Source organism: Bacillus sp. ME78, assembly GCF_903970865.1.
GTDB classification, from domain to species: domain Bacteria; phylum Bacillota; class Bacilli; order Bacillales; family Bacillaceae_G; genus Bacillus_A; species Bacillus_A cereus.
In genome coordinates, this window is sequence record NZ_CAJCKK010000002.1 from 186,513 (window position 1) to 204,360 (window position 17,848).

Genomic DNA, 17,848 nt, shown 5'->3' on the forward strand with positions numbered 1-17,848 from the left:
ATGAGGAAACGAATTCCTGATTTTGAAGAGGAATTAGAAGTTGAGCGAGTAGAAGAAAAAGAAAGTTTACCGCCGCGTAGTGAAATTCATAGAAATAAAGAGAAAAAACAAAAGTTTAAAATAAATCATATTTTCGTCCGGGTTTTAACATTTCTATTCATTCTGCTGCCGATTAGTATTTTGTGGTATACGGATAAATATATTCAGGTGAAGGGCGATAGTAATAATGCCGGGAAAAGTGCGTTTGAAGTAATCTTCTTTGATTCAGCTAAATCTGAGTCGCAGAAACAGTCTGAAAAAGCGATAACGCATACTGTGAAAGAGGGAGAAACTTTAGAAAGTATAGCGAAGCAATATTTTTCAGATGAAAATGGGGTTGAAGTAATTAAAAAGTATAATAACTTGCAAGAAGATGAAGTGAGTGCAGGTCAAGAATTAAAAATTCCGATAAAAGATAAGTCCACAAAGCAAGAGAGCTAGTGAATTAGGCGAACGCAGTTTGTTATAAAAGCCTAGGGTTATCTTTATGATGAGGGGAGTAAAAAATATGATATGGATTATATTATTCAGTACTCTCATAGGAATGGGGATTTTATTACTTCTTGTGATGTATAAAGAAGCGATGCGTAATACAGTGTTGGAACATACTTTAGTATTTAAAGAATTTCCGAAAAGTTTTCAAAAAGTAAATGTGTTTTTTATTTCTGATATTCATAGAAGAGTCATTTCGAATTTGTTAATTGAACAAGTAAAAGGAAAAGTAGATCTCGTAATTATCGGAGGAGATTTAGCAGAGAAAGGAGTCTCTTTATCAAAAATCTCTGCCAATATTCAAAAGTTAAGAGAGATAGCTCCTGTATATTTTGTGTGGGGAAACAATGATTATGAGATAGAATATCATGAATTAGATGCTTTATTATTAGAAAATAACGTAAAAGTTTTAGATAATACAAGAGTGGTATTTGAGTCTGAATTAGGCGAGAAAATTTGTTTGCTCGGTATAGATGATGTTGGATTGCACCGTGATCGTTTAGATTTGGCATTGGCGGATTGTAAAGAAGATGGTTTTCGTATCTTAGTTAGTCACAACCCTGATATAATAAAAAAGATGTCTGGAAATGAACAGATCTCACTTGTATTAAGTGGACATACGCATGGAGGACAAATCCGATTATTCCCATCTAAAAAATATTTAAAAGGTGGCGTATATAACCATTTGAATACGATTCTCTTTGTTAGTAATGGGTACGGAACAACATTGATACCACTTCGTTTCCGAGCGCCTGCTCAAACACATATTATTACATTGTGCGGAGGGAAATGATGCCAACTCTTAGTGGAAAATATAATATAAAAGCTGTTTCAAATATAATTGGAGTTCAGCCGAGTACGCTTCGCGCATGGGAAAGACGATATCAAATTATTGCCCCAAAGCGGAATCAAGCTGGACATCGTTTATATACAGAAGAGCATATTCAAATTTTAAAATGGTTAATGGAAAAAGTTTCTTCCGGTATGATGATTGGACAAGCAGTTCAGTTATTAGAAGAGAATCGTTTGCAGAGTACAGTTCAAAAAGAGATACATTGCGATAAAGAAGTTGTTTTAGTGGACGATTTGCTACAAGCTTTGTTAAAATTTGATGAAATTACAATTGCTGCATTATTAAACGAAGCTTTTAGTATATATTCAACAGAAAAGGTTGTTGCCAGTATCGTTCTTCGAGTGACAGACAAATTATTAACGTCAAAAAATAATAATGAGATTTCAATGGTGCAATTTCAATATGCACTATCATTTTTACAAACGCGTCTAGGGATGGTGTATCACAATGCCTCAATGTTTTCTTCTTTACACAAAGTTATTGTGTTAGAAAAGAATGCATTGAAAGGATTTATTTTTTCAACTTATTTACGCTTAAAAGGATATGAGGCGATATATATTAGGACAAGCTTAGCTGAAGATGGTATGTTGTCAGCGGTAGAGGAAATACAGCCGAAATATGTGTTTGTATCTTTTGCTGACGAACTAGAAATGAAAAAGACGATGAACTTTATAAATGTATTACAAGAAAAAAGGGAATCTCTTTCTGTTGGATTTATCGGAAAGCTAGGCGTTCTAAACCAGTTGGACATTGAAACAATCTTAATTGGTGATACGAAAGAAGAATGGGATGAATGGTTAAAAATGTCGGAATAGTTGTTCGAAAAGAACCATCTATTTTCTATTTCATATAATAAAAATTAGATGCATTGGTTACGTAGGGAGGGTATGAGATGAGGCTGGAACGATTAAATTACAATAAGATAAAAATTTTTCTAACATTTGATGATTTATCTGAACGAGGATTAACGAAAGAAGATTTATGGAGAAATGCGCCGAAAGTACAGCAATTATTTCGTGATATGATGCAAGAAGCAAATAAGGAATTAGGATTTGAAGCAGATGGTCCGATTGCAGTTGAAGTGTTTTCTCTACAAGCACAAGGGATGGTTGTAATTGTAACGAAAGAAAATCAAGAAATGGATACGGATGATGAGTTCCGTGACGAGTTTATTGAAATGCAAGTGACTCTAGATGAAAGTGAACATATATTATATGAGTTTGCTACGCTAGATGACATAATTAACCTGTCGAATCGCTTATATAACCTTGGTGTAACTGGCGGAAAGCTATATACGTGGGATGAGCGCTTCTATCTTTGGGTGGAAGAAGAGGAACAAATTCAATTGTTAAAAGCGGATTTTATAGCTATTTTAGCGGAATACGGCAATCCGTCTACAGCAACTATTTATCGCATCATGGAGTACGGTAAAGAATTAATGGATTTTAACGCGATAGAACAAATACACAATTACTTTGTGAAAAAACAAAACCTCAGCTAATACAACATAGCTGAGGTTTTGTTTTTATTTGGATAAGGGAAGGGATGATAGTAAATACGCGAACATACTTTTTGAAAATAAAATATGCAGTTTTATGGGAGCGTCGCTGAGGAAAATAAAAAATATTTAAATATTTAAGTATTTTACTTTTCTAAAAGTAATAAAAGGACTATAATAATAGTGAAAACGCTTGCAACAGAAAATAGTTTGTATATATTTGTTAGCGTTTTCTATTGCATTCCAAATTTAAGGGTGTATACTAGGCAATGAAGGTTTACTAAACAAGTGAAATTACAGGGGGTTTACTTACTATGGTAGCCGAAAAGGGAACTCAAACAAAAACACAACAACAAAGGGAACAACATTTTGAACTATTGAATTCAACACAAATTGTTATTAGTGAAGCGTTAGAAAAATTGGGTTATCCAAACGAAGTATATGAATTATTAAAAGAACCAATTCGTATGATGACAGTGAAAATACCAGTTCGTATGGATGACGGGACTGTTAAAATATTTACAGGATATCGTGCACAACATAATGATGCTGTTGGTCCAACGAAAGGTGGAATTCGCTTCCATCCGAATGTAACAGAAAATGAAGTGAAAGCACTTTCAATCTGGATGAGTTTAAAATGTGGTATTGTTGATTTACCATATGGTGGAGGTAAGGGTGGAATTATCTGTGATCCACGTGAAATGTCATTCCGTGAGTTAGAAAGATTAAGCCGCGGTTATGTACGAGCAATTAGCCAAATCGTAGGTCCGACGAAAGATATTCCAGCTCCAGATGTATTCACAAACTCTCAAATTATGGCATGGATGATGGATGAGTATAGCCGTATTGATGAATTTAATTCACCAGGATTTATTACAGGTAAACCGCTTGTATTAGGTGGATCACATGGACGTGAAACAGCAACTGCGAAAGGTGTAACAATTTGTATTCGCGAAGCTGCGAAAAAACGTGGCATTGATATTAAGGGTGCACGCGTTGTTGTTCAAGGGTTCGGTAATGCTGGTAGCTTCTTAGCTAAATTTATGCATGATGCAGGTGCGAAAGTTATTGCAATCTCAGATGCTTACGGCGCTTTACATGATCCAAACGGATTAGATATTGATTATTTATTAGACCGTCGTGATAGCTTCGGTACAGTAACAAAGCTATTTAACAATACAATTTCAAACAAAGAATTGTTAGAGCTTGATTGCGATATTTTAGTTCCAGCTGCAATTGAGAACCAAATTACAGAAGAAAATGCTAATGATATTAAAGCGAAAATCGTTGTTGAAGCTGCAAATGGTCCAACAACATTAGAAGCGACTAAAATTTTAACAGATCGCGGAATTTTACTTGTTCCAGACGTATTAGCAAGTGCTGGTGGTGTAACGGTATCTTACTTTGAGTGGGTACAAAATAACCAAGGTTACTACTGGACTGAAGAAGAAGTAGAACAACGTTTAGAAAAAGTAATGGTAAAATCATTTGATTCTATTTATGAAACAGCACAAGTTCGTAAAGTGAACATGCGCTTAGCGGCGTACATGATTGGTGTTCGTAAAATGGCTGAAGCAAGCCGCTTCAGAGGTTGGGTATAAAATATTATATATTGAGAAAACGTGATTTCCTTTCGAGGGAATCACGTTTTTTTGTTGAAGTATTAAATGAGGTGTTGTATATGGAGAATGAAATGCTGGAACGAGTAGAACAATTAGAAGAAAAGGTTAAGAGGTTAGAGGGAGAACTTGCAAGCACGGTGAAAGCTCGAAAAATAAGTACTGTTCGGATATTCGGGGAAGGGCTACTGTTTTTGATATTTGGTATGGTTGTAGTAGGGCCGATTATTGCCGTTGTAATCTCAATTTTTACTTGGCTTGCTGAAAAATAAAATAAAATAAAAATAAAAAGAACGCTTGTTCTATGCGAACAAACGTGCTATACTCTCCTTAGATAAACAAAACGGAAATGATTTTAAGGAGAGATAAATGATGAAAATGACAGTAGACCAAAGATTTATGATGCCAGCAGATGTTGTAGAGCGAGTGGAAGTATTACGAAACAAACAAAGCAAGCGTGGCACATTATTACAATCGGTAAACAAATTTTTCGGTTTAGATACGAAAGAAGATTGTGTTTGGTTTTACGGTTTTTATGGAGTGGCGGTAAGTATCTTGTTGTTTATGGTGTTCACTTCAAATATTTTCGATTTTCTCTTCGCGTAAGAAATATGCGATAAGGACATTGCTACCGAATACATATATAAGGAAGTAAGGTAATCTTCTAGAGCGGGAGTTGGTAGCAATGGCGATGTTTCCTATAGAGCGCAACTATATAGGATATGGAAGTTCACGACCGGGGATTCCTCTAACTAAAGTGAGATTTATTGTAAGTCATGATACGGGGAATCCTGGAAGCAATGCGATAGGAAATCGAGATTACTTTAATGAATTACAACCGAAAGCTTCGGCGCATACATTTATAGATGATAAAACAATATTGGAGATTATTCCTATAAATGAAGTTGCATATCATGTTCGATATGGTGTGCCGACGGATAATGACTTATACGGCTATGACGCGAATAAGGCGGCCATTGGAGTGGAACTTTGTTATGGCGGTGATGTTAACTTTTGGGAAGCATATAATCGTTTTACATGGTATCATGCGTATTTATGCCAAAATTTTGGTTTAAATCCGAAAAAAGATATCGTGTCACATAAAACGCTTGATCCAGCTAGAAAGATTGATCCTGAGAATGTATTAGGGAAACAAGGTATTAAATTTCAGCAGTTTTTAGCAGATGTCTATCGGATGTACGTTTCGTTTAGATGACAAATATATGAAAAATGAATACAATAAAGATAGGTGCCTACTGCTGTAAGTAGGTTTTTTCTTGTTTTTATAAATAGTGTATTGGTAGAAGACTAGGAGTGGACGAGTATGCAGAAAGAAACAGTTATTATAATCGGAGGCGGTCCGTGCGGATTAGCGGCAGCGATTTCGTTGCAAAAGGTAGGGATAAATCCGTTAGTAATTGAAAAAGGAAACATTGTAAATGCCATTTATAATTATCCAACTCATCAAACATTTTTCTCTTCTAGTGAAAAATTAGAAATTGGTGATGTAGCTTTTATTACAGAAAATCGTAAGCCAGTTCGAAATCAAGCGCTTGCGTATTATCGTGAAGTAGTAAAACGTAAATCTGTACGTGTAAATGCTTTTGAGCGAGTGGAGAAAGTTCAAAACGATGGAGAAGTTTTTCAGGTTGAGACGACAAAGCGTGACGGAAGTAAAGAAATATATATAGCGAAATATATTGTTGTAGCAACTGGATATTATGATAATCCAAATTATATGAATGTTCCAGGTGAGGAATTGAAGAAAGTAGCTCACTATTTTAAAGAGGGGCATCCTTATTTTGATCGAGATGTAGTAGTTATAGGTGGGAAAAACTCGAGTGTAGATGCCGCGTTAGAACTTGTTAAAGCTGGTGCGCGTGTAACGGTACTGTATCGTGGAAGTGAGTATTCACCAAGCATAAAGCCTTGGATTTTGCCGGAATTTGAGGCGTTAGTACGAAACGACACAATTCAAATGCATTTCGGGGCTCATGTGAAAGAAATTACTGAGCATACATTAACGTTTACAGTTGATGGTGAAGATTTTACAATCCAAAATGATTTTGTATTTGCGATGACTGGTTATCATCCTGATCATAGCTTCTTAACAAAGATGGGTGTTAAGATTGATGAAGAAACAGGACGTCCAATTTATACAGAGGATAGAATGGAAACGAATGCTGAAAATATTTTCATTGCAGGTGTCATAGCTGCTGGAAATAATGCAAATGAAATATTTATCGAGAACGGTAGATTTCATGGAGATGCGATTGCACAAACTATTGCATCAAGAGAAAAATAAAAAGGAGCTGTCGGGAAAACCTCGACAGCTCCTTTTTATTCGTGCATAAACATATTTTGAATGGATTCATGAGAATTTGTATTCTCTAATGCGACAAGTAATTTAATGCGTGCTTTTTGTGCATTTAAGCCGTATGTGAATACAATGCCCATATCTTTTAAGTGTTTACCGCCACCTTCATACGAATATACGTCTTGAACGATACCGTTGAAACAGCGAGAAACTAATACGACAGGAATACCTTTATTTAATAATCGTTCTAGACTAGGAAGTGTTCTTGGAGGTAGATTACCTTGTCCAAGCGCTTCGATAACAATACCGTCTACAGGAAGATTTTCGATTGCTGCTAATAATGTATCATCCATGCCGGCATATGCTTTTAGAACAACTACATTTTTAGATACTTTGTTTATCGTATATGTTTCGTGATGTACTAAAGCGTGATGGAAGACAACACCGCGTTTTGTTACCATTCCAATTGGTCCATATTGTGGGCTTTGGAATGTTGCGACATTACTTGTATGTGTTTTCGTTACATTTGTAGCGCAATGAATTTCGTCGTTTAATACGACTAAAACACCTTTTTCTGCAGCTTCATCACAACTAGCAACTTTTACAGCTGATAAGAAGTTATATAGACCATCAGCACCTAACTCATTGCTAGAGCGCATTGCACCTGTCACAACAATCGGAATGGTTGCTTGTACTGTTAAATCTAAGAAATAAGCTGTTTCTTCTAATGTATCCGTACCATGCGTAATGACTACGCCATGAATGTTGTCTTGTTTTACTCTTTCATCAATGATGACTTGTAATTGTAACATTTCGCTCGGTGTCATATGAGGAGATGGTAGATGGAACACATCTTCAACGATTAAATCAACATCACCTTCTAAATCAGGAATGAATTTTAAAAGAGGATTTTTTTCACCTGGTTGTACGACCCCAGTTTCTTTATCTTCCTCCATTGCAATTGTTCCACCTGTGTGTAAAACTAGGATTCTTTTCAATGCTTATACCCCTTTCAAGTAAAAAAATACATTTAGAACATAACATGTTTTGAGTAAATTCGACAATGGAAATGTATAAAAGTATGCCTCGAAAATGACAATAAAATTAACTGCTATATGTACGATGTATAAAATCACGAAACGAAATGTGCAAATATAGTATAGGAGGGGGCAATTATGTTGAAAAAGATGGAGAGAATTTTTATTCGTATATTAATAATACAATTCATTTGTCTTTCTGTTGTACAATTGTTATTTATACATAAGTCATCAGTGAAATATTTATCTAAAATTGTTTATTACGAAGGTGTCATGGTAAAAAATAAAGCAGAAATCTTGCAGGTGAATAGGTAGTTTTCATTTTCTTCTATGAAGGATTATGCTACAATAATTGAGGATTTAATGACGTGAAGCAAATGAAAAGAAGCAGGGTGAACACCTGCTTTTCGTTTTGTTTTATAAGTGAAAAAATGAGGTGTTACAATGGATAAACGAATTTCAATTGCTATAGATGGTCCAGCAGCTGCTGGGAAAAGTACAGTGGCAAAAGTTGTTGCGAAGGAACTTTCTTACGTTTATATTGATACAGGCGCGATGTACCGTACGCTTACATATGCAGCCCTTGAACAAAAAGTAGATATTGAAAATGAAGAACAGTTAATGGAAGTTGTAAAGAATGTAAATATTGAATTTCAACAAGGAGAAAATACGCAGCTTGTATTTTTGAATGGACAAGATGTTTCTGAAGTAATCCGTACACCTGATGTGACGAATCGAGTATCTATTGTAGCGAAGCATCGCCTTGTTCGTGAAGAAATGGTACGTCGTCAGCAAGAGTTAGCGAAAAAAGGCGGCGTTGTAATGGACGGCCGTGATATTGGTACACATGTATTACCGGATGCTGAAGTGAAAATCTTTATGCTTGCTTCTGTTGAAGAAAGAGCGGAAAGAAGGCATTTAGAAAATTTAAATAAAGGTTTCGATTCTAATTTAGAGCAGCTAAAAGAAGAAATTGCTCAGCGTGATAAATTAGATTCAGAACGCGAAGTTTCTCCACTAAAAAAGGCTGATGATGCATTGGAATTAGATACGACTTCTTTATCAATTGAAGAAGTTGTCCAAAAAATTATGAGTATTGTTTCAGGAGTGTTTGCGAAATAAAGAAAGGGGATAATCCTCTTTCTTTTTTTGTTGAAATAGAAATGTAAAGGATACGTGAATTGTGAGTCTCTTTCCTTGACAAATGAGGTAATTTGTAAGAAGTTAGTTAAAGAGGAATAAAACTGTCAGAATATATTCGCTATTATATTTCAAAACATACTTTTTTCAAGCTGGTTTTGCTGTATACTATTTATATAGGTTTAATATATTTTCTTGTGAATGGTATTGAAAAAGAGTATGTGATGAGAGATTCTTAAACATGCAAATGAAAACTTTGTTTTCATTTCGTATATACATAAAAAAATGCTTTGTCAATTCTGTAGGGAGGTATTTCCATGGTAGAGAAAATGAATGAAGAAGTTATGGATTCAAAAGAATTACAAGTTGGTGACGTTGTTACAGGTTCTGTAACGAAAGTTGAAGAGAAACAAGTGCTTGTAAATGTTGGATACAAAACAGATGGCGTAATTCCAATTAGTGAATTAGCTAACGTTCATATTGAAAAAGCAAGCGATGTTGTAGAATTAGATCAAACACTAGAGTTGAAAATTATTAAATTAGAAGAAGATGATCTTGTCTTATCTAAACGTGCTGTTGATGCAGAAAAAGCATGGGTAGAATTACAAGAGAAATTTACTTCTGGTCATGTATTTGATGTTACTGTAAAAGATATTGTGAATGGCGGATTAGTTGTGGACCTTGGTGTTCGCGGTTTTATTCCAGCTTCACTTGTAGAAGTACATTATGTAGAAGACTTTACTGACTATAAAGGTAAAACATTAGCGGTGAAAATTGTTGAATTAGACCGTGAAAAAAATCGTGTAATCCTTTCGCATAAAGCGGTAGTAGAATTAGAACTAGATTCTAAGAAAAAAGAAGCAATTTCTTCATTAAAAGAAGGTGACGTTGTTGAAGGAACAGTGCAACGATTAACTGACTTTGGTGCTTTCGTTAACGTTGGTGGCGTGGACGGTTTAGTTCACATTTCACAAATTTCACACGAACGTGTAGAGCAACCTTCTGAAGTATTAGAGCAAGGTCAAAAGGTTAAGGTGAAGGTGTTATCTGTTGATGCTGATACACAACGTATTTCTTTATCAATTAAAGCGGCTCAACCAGGACCTTGGGAAAACGTTGCTGGCGAAATAAAAGCTGGAGATATTCGTGAGGGAGTAGTAAAACGCCTTGTTACATTTGGTGCATTCGTTGAGATTTTACCTGGCGTTGAAGGACTAGTACACGTATCTCAAATTGCAAATCGTCACGTGAAAAACCCGAATGAAGTATTGGAAATGGGACAAGAAGTAAAAGTGAAAGTACTTGAAGTTCACGTAGCAGAGAAACGTATTTCTTTAAGTATAAAAGAAGCGCTTGAGGAAAATAATGTAATTGAAGATTATAGTCAGTATGAGCCAAATGCTGATTCTGCTACTTTCCAATTAAGTGATATTATTGGTGAACAACTGAAAAAATTAAAGAAATAATGAGGGGTACAAGTGGTAAGGGCAAAACGTAAATTAGATCATATTGAATACGCTCTTTCTACTGGTCAGTCTCGTACGCATGGCTTTCATGATATTGATTTTGTGCATCAAAGCTTGCCAAATTCAAATTATGACACAATAACATGTGAAACAAAAATCGGCGAACTTTCACTAAGTTCGCCGATTTTTATCAATGCGATGACTGGTGGTGGAGGAGAGAAAACGTTACATATTAATGAGCAATTAGCATATGTAGCGAAACAGCATAACCTTGCTATGGCTGTAGGGTCGCAAATGGCGGCGTTAAAAGATGAAAGTGAGGCTGCTTCTTATAAGGTGATTAGAAAGGTAAACCCGAATGGTATTTTCTTTGCTAATTTAGGTAGTGAGGCAACTATCGAGCAGGCAGAGCGTGCCGTTGATATGATTGAAGCGAATGCATTGCAAATTCATTTAAATGTCATACAAGAGTTAACGATGCCAGAAGGAGACCGTGACTTTACTGGTGTACTTCAGCGCATAGAGAAAATTGTTTTAAATAGTAAAGTTCCTGTCATTGTAAAAGAAGTTGGATTTGGGATGAGCAAGGAAACAATGCAACAGTTAGCGAACGTAGGTGTAACGGCAATTGATATTGGTGGGCAAGGTGGTACGAATTTTGCTGCTGTTGAAAATGAAAGAAGACAGCGAATGCTTTCTTATTTTAATAACTGGGGCATACAAACAGCAACCTCGATTATTGAAGCAACCTCTACAAATAATAACCTCTCTTTTATTGCATCAGGGGGTATACAGACAGCGCTTGACGTAGCGAAAGCAATCGCATTAGGGGCGAATACAACTGCGTTTGCTGGTTACTTTTTACGTATTTTAATGCAAGATGGTATCGAGAAATTAGTGGATGAAATTGAACTTCTACATACAGATTTGAAATTTATTATGACAGCTCTTGGTGCGAAGACGATAGAAGAGTTGCAGTCTGTACCTCTTGTTGTAAAAGGTGAAACATATCATTGGTTAATGCAGCGTGGTATTGATACTGCGCATTATAGTAGGAGATAAAAAATCAACCGTTCGGTTGATTTTTTTGTTTTGTTTTCTTTCTCGTAATATAAAATGGAATTGGTATTTTCTAAAGGAAATAGGTGGAGGTAAAAAGAAGTGATAGGAGGATATAGTACACAAAATATTATTTCGATATAAATAAAAATCATTAAAATGATTATGTAAAAGACGGTTTCGTACAATATCGAAACCGTCTTTTTGTGTTCATTAGTGCTGGTTTTGTTTTCGAGCCTGCTCTGGTGTATCAAGTCCAGTTGCACCTGGATATTGTAGTGATTGATCACGATCAGATTCAACGCGGCGTGATTCTCGTAGTTTTCGTTCTTGGCGATCTTTACCCATAATGAATAACACCTCCTTGTTAAAAGTGTTGCTGTTATAAGAAAAAACTATGCGTAAATAAAGTGGATTAACTTTCATAAAAAATTCCCATAATGGAAAACATAGGAGGTGAAGTAGATGGATGGAAGTACTTTTTATTTTATAGCTTGGATAGGGTGGGTTGTCGTAACCTTTTTTATGAAAAAGGACCATATTCGGTGGAAGTTAGGCGCTTGTATATTGATTTTTATAATTTGCTCTCCGTTACATGTAACGATCGCCTCATTCATGGTATCAGTAAATGCTCTTTTACTTTGTATTATTTCTTTTATAGGGATTGCGCTGTATTCTGTTTGGAAAAAATTATATAGCTTACTTTCGGCACTTATTATTGCGATGTTATATACAAGTTTTCATCTGTTAGAGATATATGATCCGATTTGGATTGTGGTGGATAGAGTGTTTCTGCTAAGTAGTGCTCTTGTGTATGCATCGGTGTTATTGCATGGGGATCGCATATTACGATTATGTTCCCTATATGTAGGGATGTTACAAGGAGAGTTGCTAGTGACATTTATTTTTCGGAAATTGAATTTTCCATATGATTACGGTAGTTTAGCATTTTTTGATATCGTCGCCGTTTCTACATTATTCATGGCAGTATTGTTTTGGATTGCAAAAGCATCAGTATACATGGAACAGTTTAAGAGAAAAACACGTAAAAGAAAGGCGAGGGTAATACATGACTGAATATACACCAGCCATTTTATGCGGCGTAATAGCGGGGACAGTTACAAGGGTGTTAATGCTTCGGACGGATACACGGCAATATCCGACGAGGCTACATGGAAAGATTATTCATATTGCAATGGGGTTAATTGCAGCAGCTTTAGGAGCGATTGCAATCCCATCTATTTTGAAAAAAGATTTTTCTGCCATTACATTTCTTACGTTAGCAGCGACACAATTTCGTGATGTACGTAATATGGAAAGAAATACACTTCAACAATTAGATGGGTATGAGCTCGTACCGCGTGGAAATACGTACATTGAAGGGATTGCATTGGTTTTTGAAAGTCGCAACTATTTGGCGATGTTAACGTCGTTTGCAACGACGTTTGCGTATATAGGGTTCCGTTCATGGATTGCTGGAGTAATTATGGCTATAATCGCATTTTTTATTGCGAAAAAATTAATGTCTGGTAGAAGACTCCATGACCTTGTAGATATTGAGCATGTTCCGCTGCGTTTTGAAGGAGCAGGGCTTTATATCGATAATATTTATATTATGAATATTGGATTGCCAGTGAGGCAAGAAGAGATTATGAAATATGGCATGGGGTTTATATTAAAACCGAAATCAATTGATGCGATGGTGACAATCTCAAATTTAGGGCAACGGCAAGCTATTTTACACGATGTTTCGGTGGCGTTAGGGATTTATAGAGATTCTGGTACACCAGCGCTTGTACCGTTAGCAAAGCGTGATTTAGAGGATGGCAGGGTTGGGATTTTTGTCTTACCGCAAGATCAAGATGCAGAGAAAGCAATAAGTGTCATAGGAAATGTACCAACGTTAGAAAGTGCTGTCCATATGTCATCGGAAGCCCCGAAAGGAAGGGGAGATAAGAGATGATGTTAGAAAGCGTTATCCTGGCAGTTATTACAACAGCGCCAGAAAAATTTGCAGGTGGTGCTCCTTTATTTGTTTGTGAGTCGATGGAGGAACTAGAATTTGTTGCAAATAATTTAGAGGCAATTTTAGATGGTATTGCGCATCGCTTACAAGAGAATGTATATATTATTGTGAAACATTAGGAACGTGTGTTATAATGTGAGGTGTTTTGATACGTTGAGAAATATTCTGGAATGCAAATCCCTTCTTGCACAAAGAAGGGTTTTTTACATAATAAACAGAAGCAAGTTGAAAGGATGAAAGTATATGCCGAAACCAGTAATAGCAATAGTAGGCCGCCCGAACGTAGGAAAATCTACTATTTTCAATAGAATAGTTGGAGAAAGAGTTTCAATCGTAGAAGATATCCCAGGTATAACTCGAGACCGTATTTATAGTGCGGGAGAATGGTTAAATCATGAGTTTAACATTATTGATACAGGTGGAATTGATATTGGAGACGAGCCGTTCTTGACACAAATTCGTCAACAGGCGGAAGTTGCGATTGATGAAGCAGATGTTATCATTTTTATGACGAATGGTCGCGATGGTGTAACTGCAGCGGATGAAGAAGTTGCTAAAATTTTGTATCGTTCTAAAAAACCAATTGTACTTGCGGTAAATAAAGTTGATAATCCAGAAATGCGTAGTGATATTTATGATTTTTATTCATTAGGATTTGGCGAGCCATTCCCGATTTCAGGTACACACGGTTTAGGACTTGGTGATTTGTTAGATGAAGCTGCAAATCATTTTCCAAAGATTGAAGAAGAAGCGTATGACGATGAAACAATCCGTTTCTCTTTAATTGGACGTCCAAACGTAGGGAAATCATCGCTTGTAAATGCACTTCTTGGTCAAGAACGTGTAATTGTAAGTAATATCGCAGGAACGACGCGTGATGCTGTCGATACACCATATAGTAAAGATGATCAAGATTATGTAATCATCGATACAGCTGGTATGCGTAAAAAAGGAAAAGTATATGAAAGTACAGAAAAGTATAGTGTACTTCGTGCACTTAGAGCGATTGAACGTTCTGACGTTGTTTTAGTTGTTTTAGACGGAGAAGAAGGAATTATTGAGCAAGATAAAAAAATCGCTGGATATGCTCATGATTCAGGACGAGCTGTTATTATCGTTGTAAACAAATGGGATGCAGTGAAAAAAGATGAAAAAACAATGAAAGCATTTGAAGAAAACATTCGCGCTCATTTCCAATTCTTGGATTATGCACCGATTGTATTCTTATCTGCAAAAACGAAAAAACGTACACAAACGTTATTACCGGTTATCAATGAGGTAAATGAAAGCCATAGTATCCGTGTACAAACAAACGTATTAAACGATGTAATTATGGATGCGGTAGCGATGAATCCAACACCGACTCATAATGGTAGCCGTCTGAAAATCTTCTATGCGACACAGGTTGCGGTAAAACCACCGACATTTGTTGTGTTTGTAAACGATACAGAATTAATGCACTTTTCATATGAGCGCTTCTTAAAGAATCGTTTACGTGAAGCGTTCGGTTTTGTAGGAACGCCGATTCACATTATTGCTCGAGCAAGAGACTAATGGAGAGGATGTGATTTTATGACAAAAATCACAGTAGTAGGAGCAGGTAGCTGGGGAACAGCGTTAGCGATGGTATTAGCTGACAATGGACATGATGTACGTATTTGGGGAAATCGCTCAGAACTTATGGATGAAATGAATACGAAACATGAGAATAGTCGATATCTCCCAGGCATTACATTGCCAAGCACAATCGTAGCCTACTCTTCTTTAGAAGAAGCATTAGTAGATGTAAATACAGTACTGCTAGTAGTACCGACGAAAGCGTACAGAGATGTATTACAAGAGATGAAAGAAATTGTTACAGAACCGATTACTTGGATTCATGCGAGTAAAGGGATTGAACCTGGTACGTCAAAACGTATTTCGGAAGTAATCGAGGAAGAAATTCCAGAGAACTTAATTAAAGATGTTGTTGTATTGTCTGGACCGAGTCATGCTGAAGAAGTTGGTTTACGACAAGCGACAACAGTTACGTCTGCAGCAAAGCGTATGGAAGCGGCTGAGGAAGTACAAGATTTATTTATGAATAGTTATTTCCGTGTATACACAAATCCAGATATCGTTGGAGTTGAACTTGGTGGTGCGTTAAAAAATATTATCGCATTAGCTGCTGGTATAACTGATGGTCTTGGATTAGGTGATAATGCAAAAGCGGCATTGATGACACGTGGTTTAACAGAGATTGCTCGTTTAGGAAGAAAAATGGGCGGGAATCCGTTAACGTTTGCTGGTCTAACTGGTATGGGAGACTTAATTGTAACTTGTACAAGTGTTCATAGCCGAAATTGGCGTGCTGGAAATATGCTTGGAAAAGGACATTCTTTAGAAGAAGTGTTAGAAAGCATGGGTATGGTTGTGGAAGGTGTAAGAACAACGAAAGCTGCTCATGAATTGGCAGAGAAAATGGAAGTTGAAATGCCGATTACAGCTGCTTTATATGACGTGCTGTTCAATGGGAATAACGTAAAAGATGCGGTAGGCTCATTAATGGGACGTGTTCGAAAACATGAAGTGGAAGCTATACCTGACTTACTGTAAAGAAAAGCGACAGAAGTACATTTGTACTTCTGTCGCTTTTTTATTTTATGGGTCTTTTCACCATTTATTTATTTTTGCATAGGATGAAGAGTAACTTGAGGAGAGGGTGAAAAGAATGGATAATAACATTTTTAATAATATTGAGAAGGAAGCGAAAGTAAATAAAGAAGATATTTTTAAATTAGCATCATCCGTGCAAAATGCGAATTTACGTGATGAAACTGTACTTCGTCAATTGATTCATCAAGTGGCTCTTATGGCGGGACGTGAAGTGCCGAAAGAGCAAGAGGATCAAATTGTAAAAGCGATTATTAATAATAATATGCCAGCAGATTTTGGCTCGTTAAGCAAAATGTTTAAAAAATAAATTATGAGAAACAAAGAGTTTGTAGATTGCATATGATAGCCATGAAAGAATGGGAATAGAGCTGTTTTTGGGCATATTTGGTCAACCGAAGCGAGAGATACAATAGCTTCGGTTTTATTTTTATCTAGATTGGTGGAAGATGCTGAAAAACCTATTGATTAAAGTTACATATTCGCGATTTGTAGTAAAATGTTCTTTTTGTATTTGTTTAAAGATTTTAATTTGTTAAAATAGTATAAAAATAGATTAATAAAAAGGGGTGTGTATATGTCAGAAGGGCTTATGAAAATGTGGTTGGCTTTAGGGGCAATTGGATTTATGTTTTTTGCAGTAAGTTTTATTTTATTAAGTAGACATAAAATAAAGAATAAATTTTTGAAAGGGATTACAGCGTTAGTAGCGTACACCCTTATGGTTGTGTCAGGAATAGTTATTTTTCTTGTTGTATTTAGTGGACCTGTACAGCAGTAAATGGAATGGTCTCGAAAATACTACATACGGAGCAAGTTATATTAGTATGAAAAGGTGATGCTAGTGAAAAAAGTCCATATTATTTTAATATTTTGTTGTATGAGCCTTTTAACGGGGTGTCTGTATCCGAAAGAAAATATGAAGCAAAATGCGGTTCCTTATGAAGATCAGCTACAGGTTGTTCAAAAAGCTGTTGTGACATTTAAGGAGCAAAATGATGGGATATTGCCAATTAAGACGAGGGATATGAGTACACCTATTTATCAAAAGTATCCAATCGATTTTCAACAGATTGCTCCGCGTTACATACAAGAAGCGCCAGGGAATGCATATGAAAGTGGAGGAGTATATCAATACGTATTAATAGACGTTGAAACAAATCCAACAGTAAAGTTAATTGATGTTAGGATGGCTGAACAAATTCAGGAATTATCTTTAAAACTTAGGATGTATCGTGATGAACATCAATATCCACCTTTTAAAAAAGTAATTTCAGATGGTGTATATGAATTGGATTTCAAAAAACTAGGATATAAAGATGTGCCACAAGTGACAAGTCCATATTCGGGTAAAGGGCTTCCTTTTGTAATTAATGAAAAAGGAGAAGTTTTTGTTGATTATAGAATCGACTTATATGACGCTTTGAAAAAAAATGAAGGGCAGTTTACGGAGGGAGAAGATATTCGAAATATACTTTCGAAAGGTTCCCCGTTTGTACCAGCCTATTCTTTACCGTACACAGTAAAGAACGGAGAACCAATTTTTTTAAAATCATAAGTCATGAACCTTTCTTTTAGTGAATAAGTTCTAGAAGAAAGGTTTTTTATGTTATACAACTTACGATGCAAACAAAAGATATTTTTTAATAG

At 35.9% G+C, this 17,848-nt stretch carries 23 protein-coding genes; 21 read left to right on the forward strand and 2 right to left on the reverse strand.

Features of this window, described 5'->3' with window-relative positions:
- From H6481_RS04615 to H6481_RS04655, 9 genes are all read left to right on the forward strand, one after another.
- Positions 1–480: a LysM peptidoglycan-binding domain-containing protein gene (locus tag H6481_RS04615; protein WP_001231555.1), complete on the forward strand. Its 480-nt coding sequence runs from the start codon at positions 1–3 to the stop codon at positions 478–480.
- A 67-nt stretch (positions 481–547) separates the two neighbouring features.
- On the forward strand, positions 548–1,324 hold the full coding sequence (locus H6481_RS04620) for a metallophosphoesterase (protein ID WP_000637796.1): 777 nt from the start codon (positions 548–550) through the stop codon (positions 1,322–1,324).
- Positions 1,324–2,199, forward strand: coding sequence for a MerR family transcriptional regulator (locus H6481_RS04625; protein ID WP_001142715.1), 876 nt, complete (start codon positions 1,324–1,326; stop codon positions 2,197–2,199). Before H6481_RS04620 ends, H6481_RS04625 begins: the two co-directional genes overlap by 1 nt.
- Positions 2,200–2,276: 77 nt before the next feature.
- A complete protein-coding gene (locus tag H6481_RS04630; RefSeq protein WP_001235398.1) occupies positions 2,277–2,885 on the forward strand; it encodes a genetic competence negative regulator in 609 nt (202 codons plus the stop codon).
- Positions 2,886–3,196: 311 nt separating this feature from the next.
- Positions 3,197–4,483: an NAD-specific glutamate dehydrogenase gene (gene gudB / locus H6481_RS04635; RefSeq protein WP_000225172.1), complete on the forward strand. Its 1,287-nt coding sequence runs from the start codon at positions 3,197–3,199 to the stop codon at positions 4,481–4,483.
- An 80-nt stretch (positions 4,484–4,563) separates the two neighbouring features.
- Positions 4,564–4,773: a hypothetical protein gene (locus H6481_RS04640; RefSeq protein WP_120459952.1), complete on the forward strand. Its 210-nt coding sequence runs from the start codon at positions 4,564–4,566 to the stop codon at positions 4,771–4,773.
- A gap of 97 nt (positions 4,774–4,870) precedes the next feature.
- The gene (locus tag H6481_RS04645) at positions 4,871–5,107 is read left to right on the forward strand and encodes a DUF3961 domain-containing protein (RefSeq protein WP_001983018.1); all 237 of its coding nucleotides are present in this window, start codon (positions 4,871–4,873) and stop codon (positions 5,105–5,107) included.
- Between the two features lie 79 nt (positions 5,108–5,186).
- Complete coding sequence (locus H6481_RS04650) at positions 5,187–5,717, forward strand: N-acetylmuramoyl-L-alanine amidase (protein WP_001240655.1); 531 nt, start codon at positions 5,187–5,189, stop codon at positions 5,715–5,717.
- A gap of 108 nt (positions 5,718–5,825) precedes the next feature.
- Positions 5,826–6,806: a YpdA family putative bacillithiol disulfide reductase gene (locus H6481_RS04655; protein WP_001168518.1), complete on the forward strand. Its 981-nt coding sequence runs from the start codon at positions 5,826–5,828 to the stop codon at positions 6,804–6,806.
- 35 nt (positions 6,807–6,841) lie between these two features.
- Here the strand turns inward: H6481_RS04655 and ansA are convergent, their stop codons facing one another.
- Positions 6,842–7,816, reverse strand: a complete 975-nt coding sequence (ansA, locus tag H6481_RS04660) for an asparaginase (RefSeq protein ID WP_000822009.1) — start codon at positions 7,814–7,816, stop codon at positions 6,842–6,844.
- A gap of 180 nt (positions 7,817–7,996) precedes the next feature.
- On the opposite strand from ansA, the gene H6481_RS04665 reads away from it, so the two are divergent.
- From H6481_RS04665 to H6481_RS04680, 4 genes are all read left to right on the forward strand, one after another.
- Positions 7,997–8,170 (forward strand): YpfB family protein, encoded by a 174-nt coding sequence (locus H6481_RS04665; RefSeq protein ID WP_023521499.1) that lies wholly within the window; start codon positions 7,997–7,999, stop codon positions 8,168–8,170.
- A gap of 129 nt (positions 8,171–8,299) precedes the next feature.
- Positions 8,300–8,977, forward strand: a complete 678-nt coding sequence (gene cmk, locus H6481_RS04670) for a (d)CMP kinase (protein WP_000361252.1) — start codon at positions 8,300–8,302, stop codon at positions 8,975–8,977.
- A 335-nt stretch (positions 8,978–9,312) separates the two neighbouring features.
- A complete protein-coding gene (gene rpsA, locus H6481_RS04675; RefSeq protein ID WP_000229558.1) occupies positions 9,313–10,461 on the forward strand; it encodes a 30S ribosomal protein S1 in 1,149 nt (382 codons plus the stop codon).
- A gap of 12 nt (positions 10,462–10,473) precedes the next feature.
- Positions 10,474–11,523: a type 2 isopentenyl-diphosphate Delta-isomerase gene (locus tag H6481_RS04680; protein ID WP_000251041.1), complete on the forward strand. Its 1,050-nt coding sequence runs from the start codon at positions 10,474–10,476 to the stop codon at positions 11,521–11,523.
- Positions 11,524–11,733: 210 nt separating this feature from the next.
- On the opposite strand, the gene H6481_RS04685 is transcribed toward H6481_RS04680, so the two are convergent.
- Positions 11,734–11,868, reverse strand: coding sequence for a YpzI family protein (locus H6481_RS04685; RefSeq protein ID WP_000513900.1), 135 nt, complete (start codon positions 11,866–11,868; stop codon positions 11,734–11,736).
- Positions 11,869–11,985: 117 nt separating this feature from the next.
- On the opposite strand from H6481_RS04685, the gene H6481_RS04690 reads away from it, so the two are divergent.
- The 8 genes from H6481_RS04690 (at position 11,986) to H6481_RS04725 (ending at position 17,756) form a co-directional block, all read left to right on the forward strand.
- Positions 11,986–12,597 carry a hypothetical protein gene (locus H6481_RS04690; RefSeq protein ID WP_002093921.1) on the forward strand — a complete coding sequence of 204 codons (612 nt, stop codon included), beginning with the start codon at positions 11,986–11,988 and terminating at the stop codon, positions 12,595–12,597.
- Positions 12,590–13,483 carry a YIEGIA family protein gene (locus tag H6481_RS04695; protein WP_000141599.1) on the forward strand — a complete coding sequence of 298 codons (894 nt, stop codon included), beginning with the start codon at positions 12,590–12,592 and terminating at the stop codon, positions 13,481–13,483. The genes H6481_RS04690 and H6481_RS04695 overlap by 8 nt, the downstream gene beginning before the upstream one ends.
- Complete coding sequence (locus tag H6481_RS04700; RefSeq protein WP_000979048.1) at positions 13,480–13,665, forward strand: hypothetical protein; 186 nt, start codon at positions 13,480–13,482, stop codon at positions 13,663–13,665. The genes H6481_RS04695 and H6481_RS04700 overlap by 4 nt, the downstream gene beginning before the upstream one ends.
- A 124-nt stretch (positions 13,666–13,789) precedes the next feature.
- Positions 13,790–15,100 (forward strand): ribosome-associated GTPase EngA, encoded by a 1,311-nt coding sequence (gene engA / locus H6481_RS04705; protein ID WP_001125890.1) that lies wholly within the window; start codon positions 13,790–13,792, stop codon positions 15,098–15,100.
- Between the two features lie 18 nt (positions 15,101–15,118).
- A complete protein-coding gene (locus tag H6481_RS04710) occupies positions 15,119–16,141 on the forward strand; it encodes an NAD(P)H-dependent glycerol-3-phosphate dehydrogenase (protein WP_000161783.1) in 1,023 nt (340 codons plus the stop codon).
- 115 nt (positions 16,142–16,256) lie between these two features.
- Positions 16,257–16,508 carry a stage VI sporulation protein F gene (locus H6481_RS04715; RefSeq protein ID WP_000369753.1) on the forward strand — a complete coding sequence of 84 codons (252 nt, stop codon included), beginning with the start codon at positions 16,257–16,259 and terminating at the stop codon, positions 16,506–16,508.
- Positions 16,509–16,775: 267 nt separating this feature from the next.
- A complete protein-coding gene (locus H6481_RS04720; RefSeq protein ID WP_001289005.1) occupies positions 16,776–16,979 on the forward strand; it encodes a DUF2768 domain-containing protein in 204 nt (67 codons plus the stop codon).
- A 63-nt stretch (positions 16,980–17,042) separates the two neighbouring features.
- Complete coding sequence (locus H6481_RS04725) at positions 17,043–17,756, forward strand: hypothetical protein (protein WP_000755480.1); 714 nt, start codon at positions 17,043–17,045, stop codon at positions 17,754–17,756.
- Positions 17,757–17,848 lie beyond the last annotated feature (92 nt).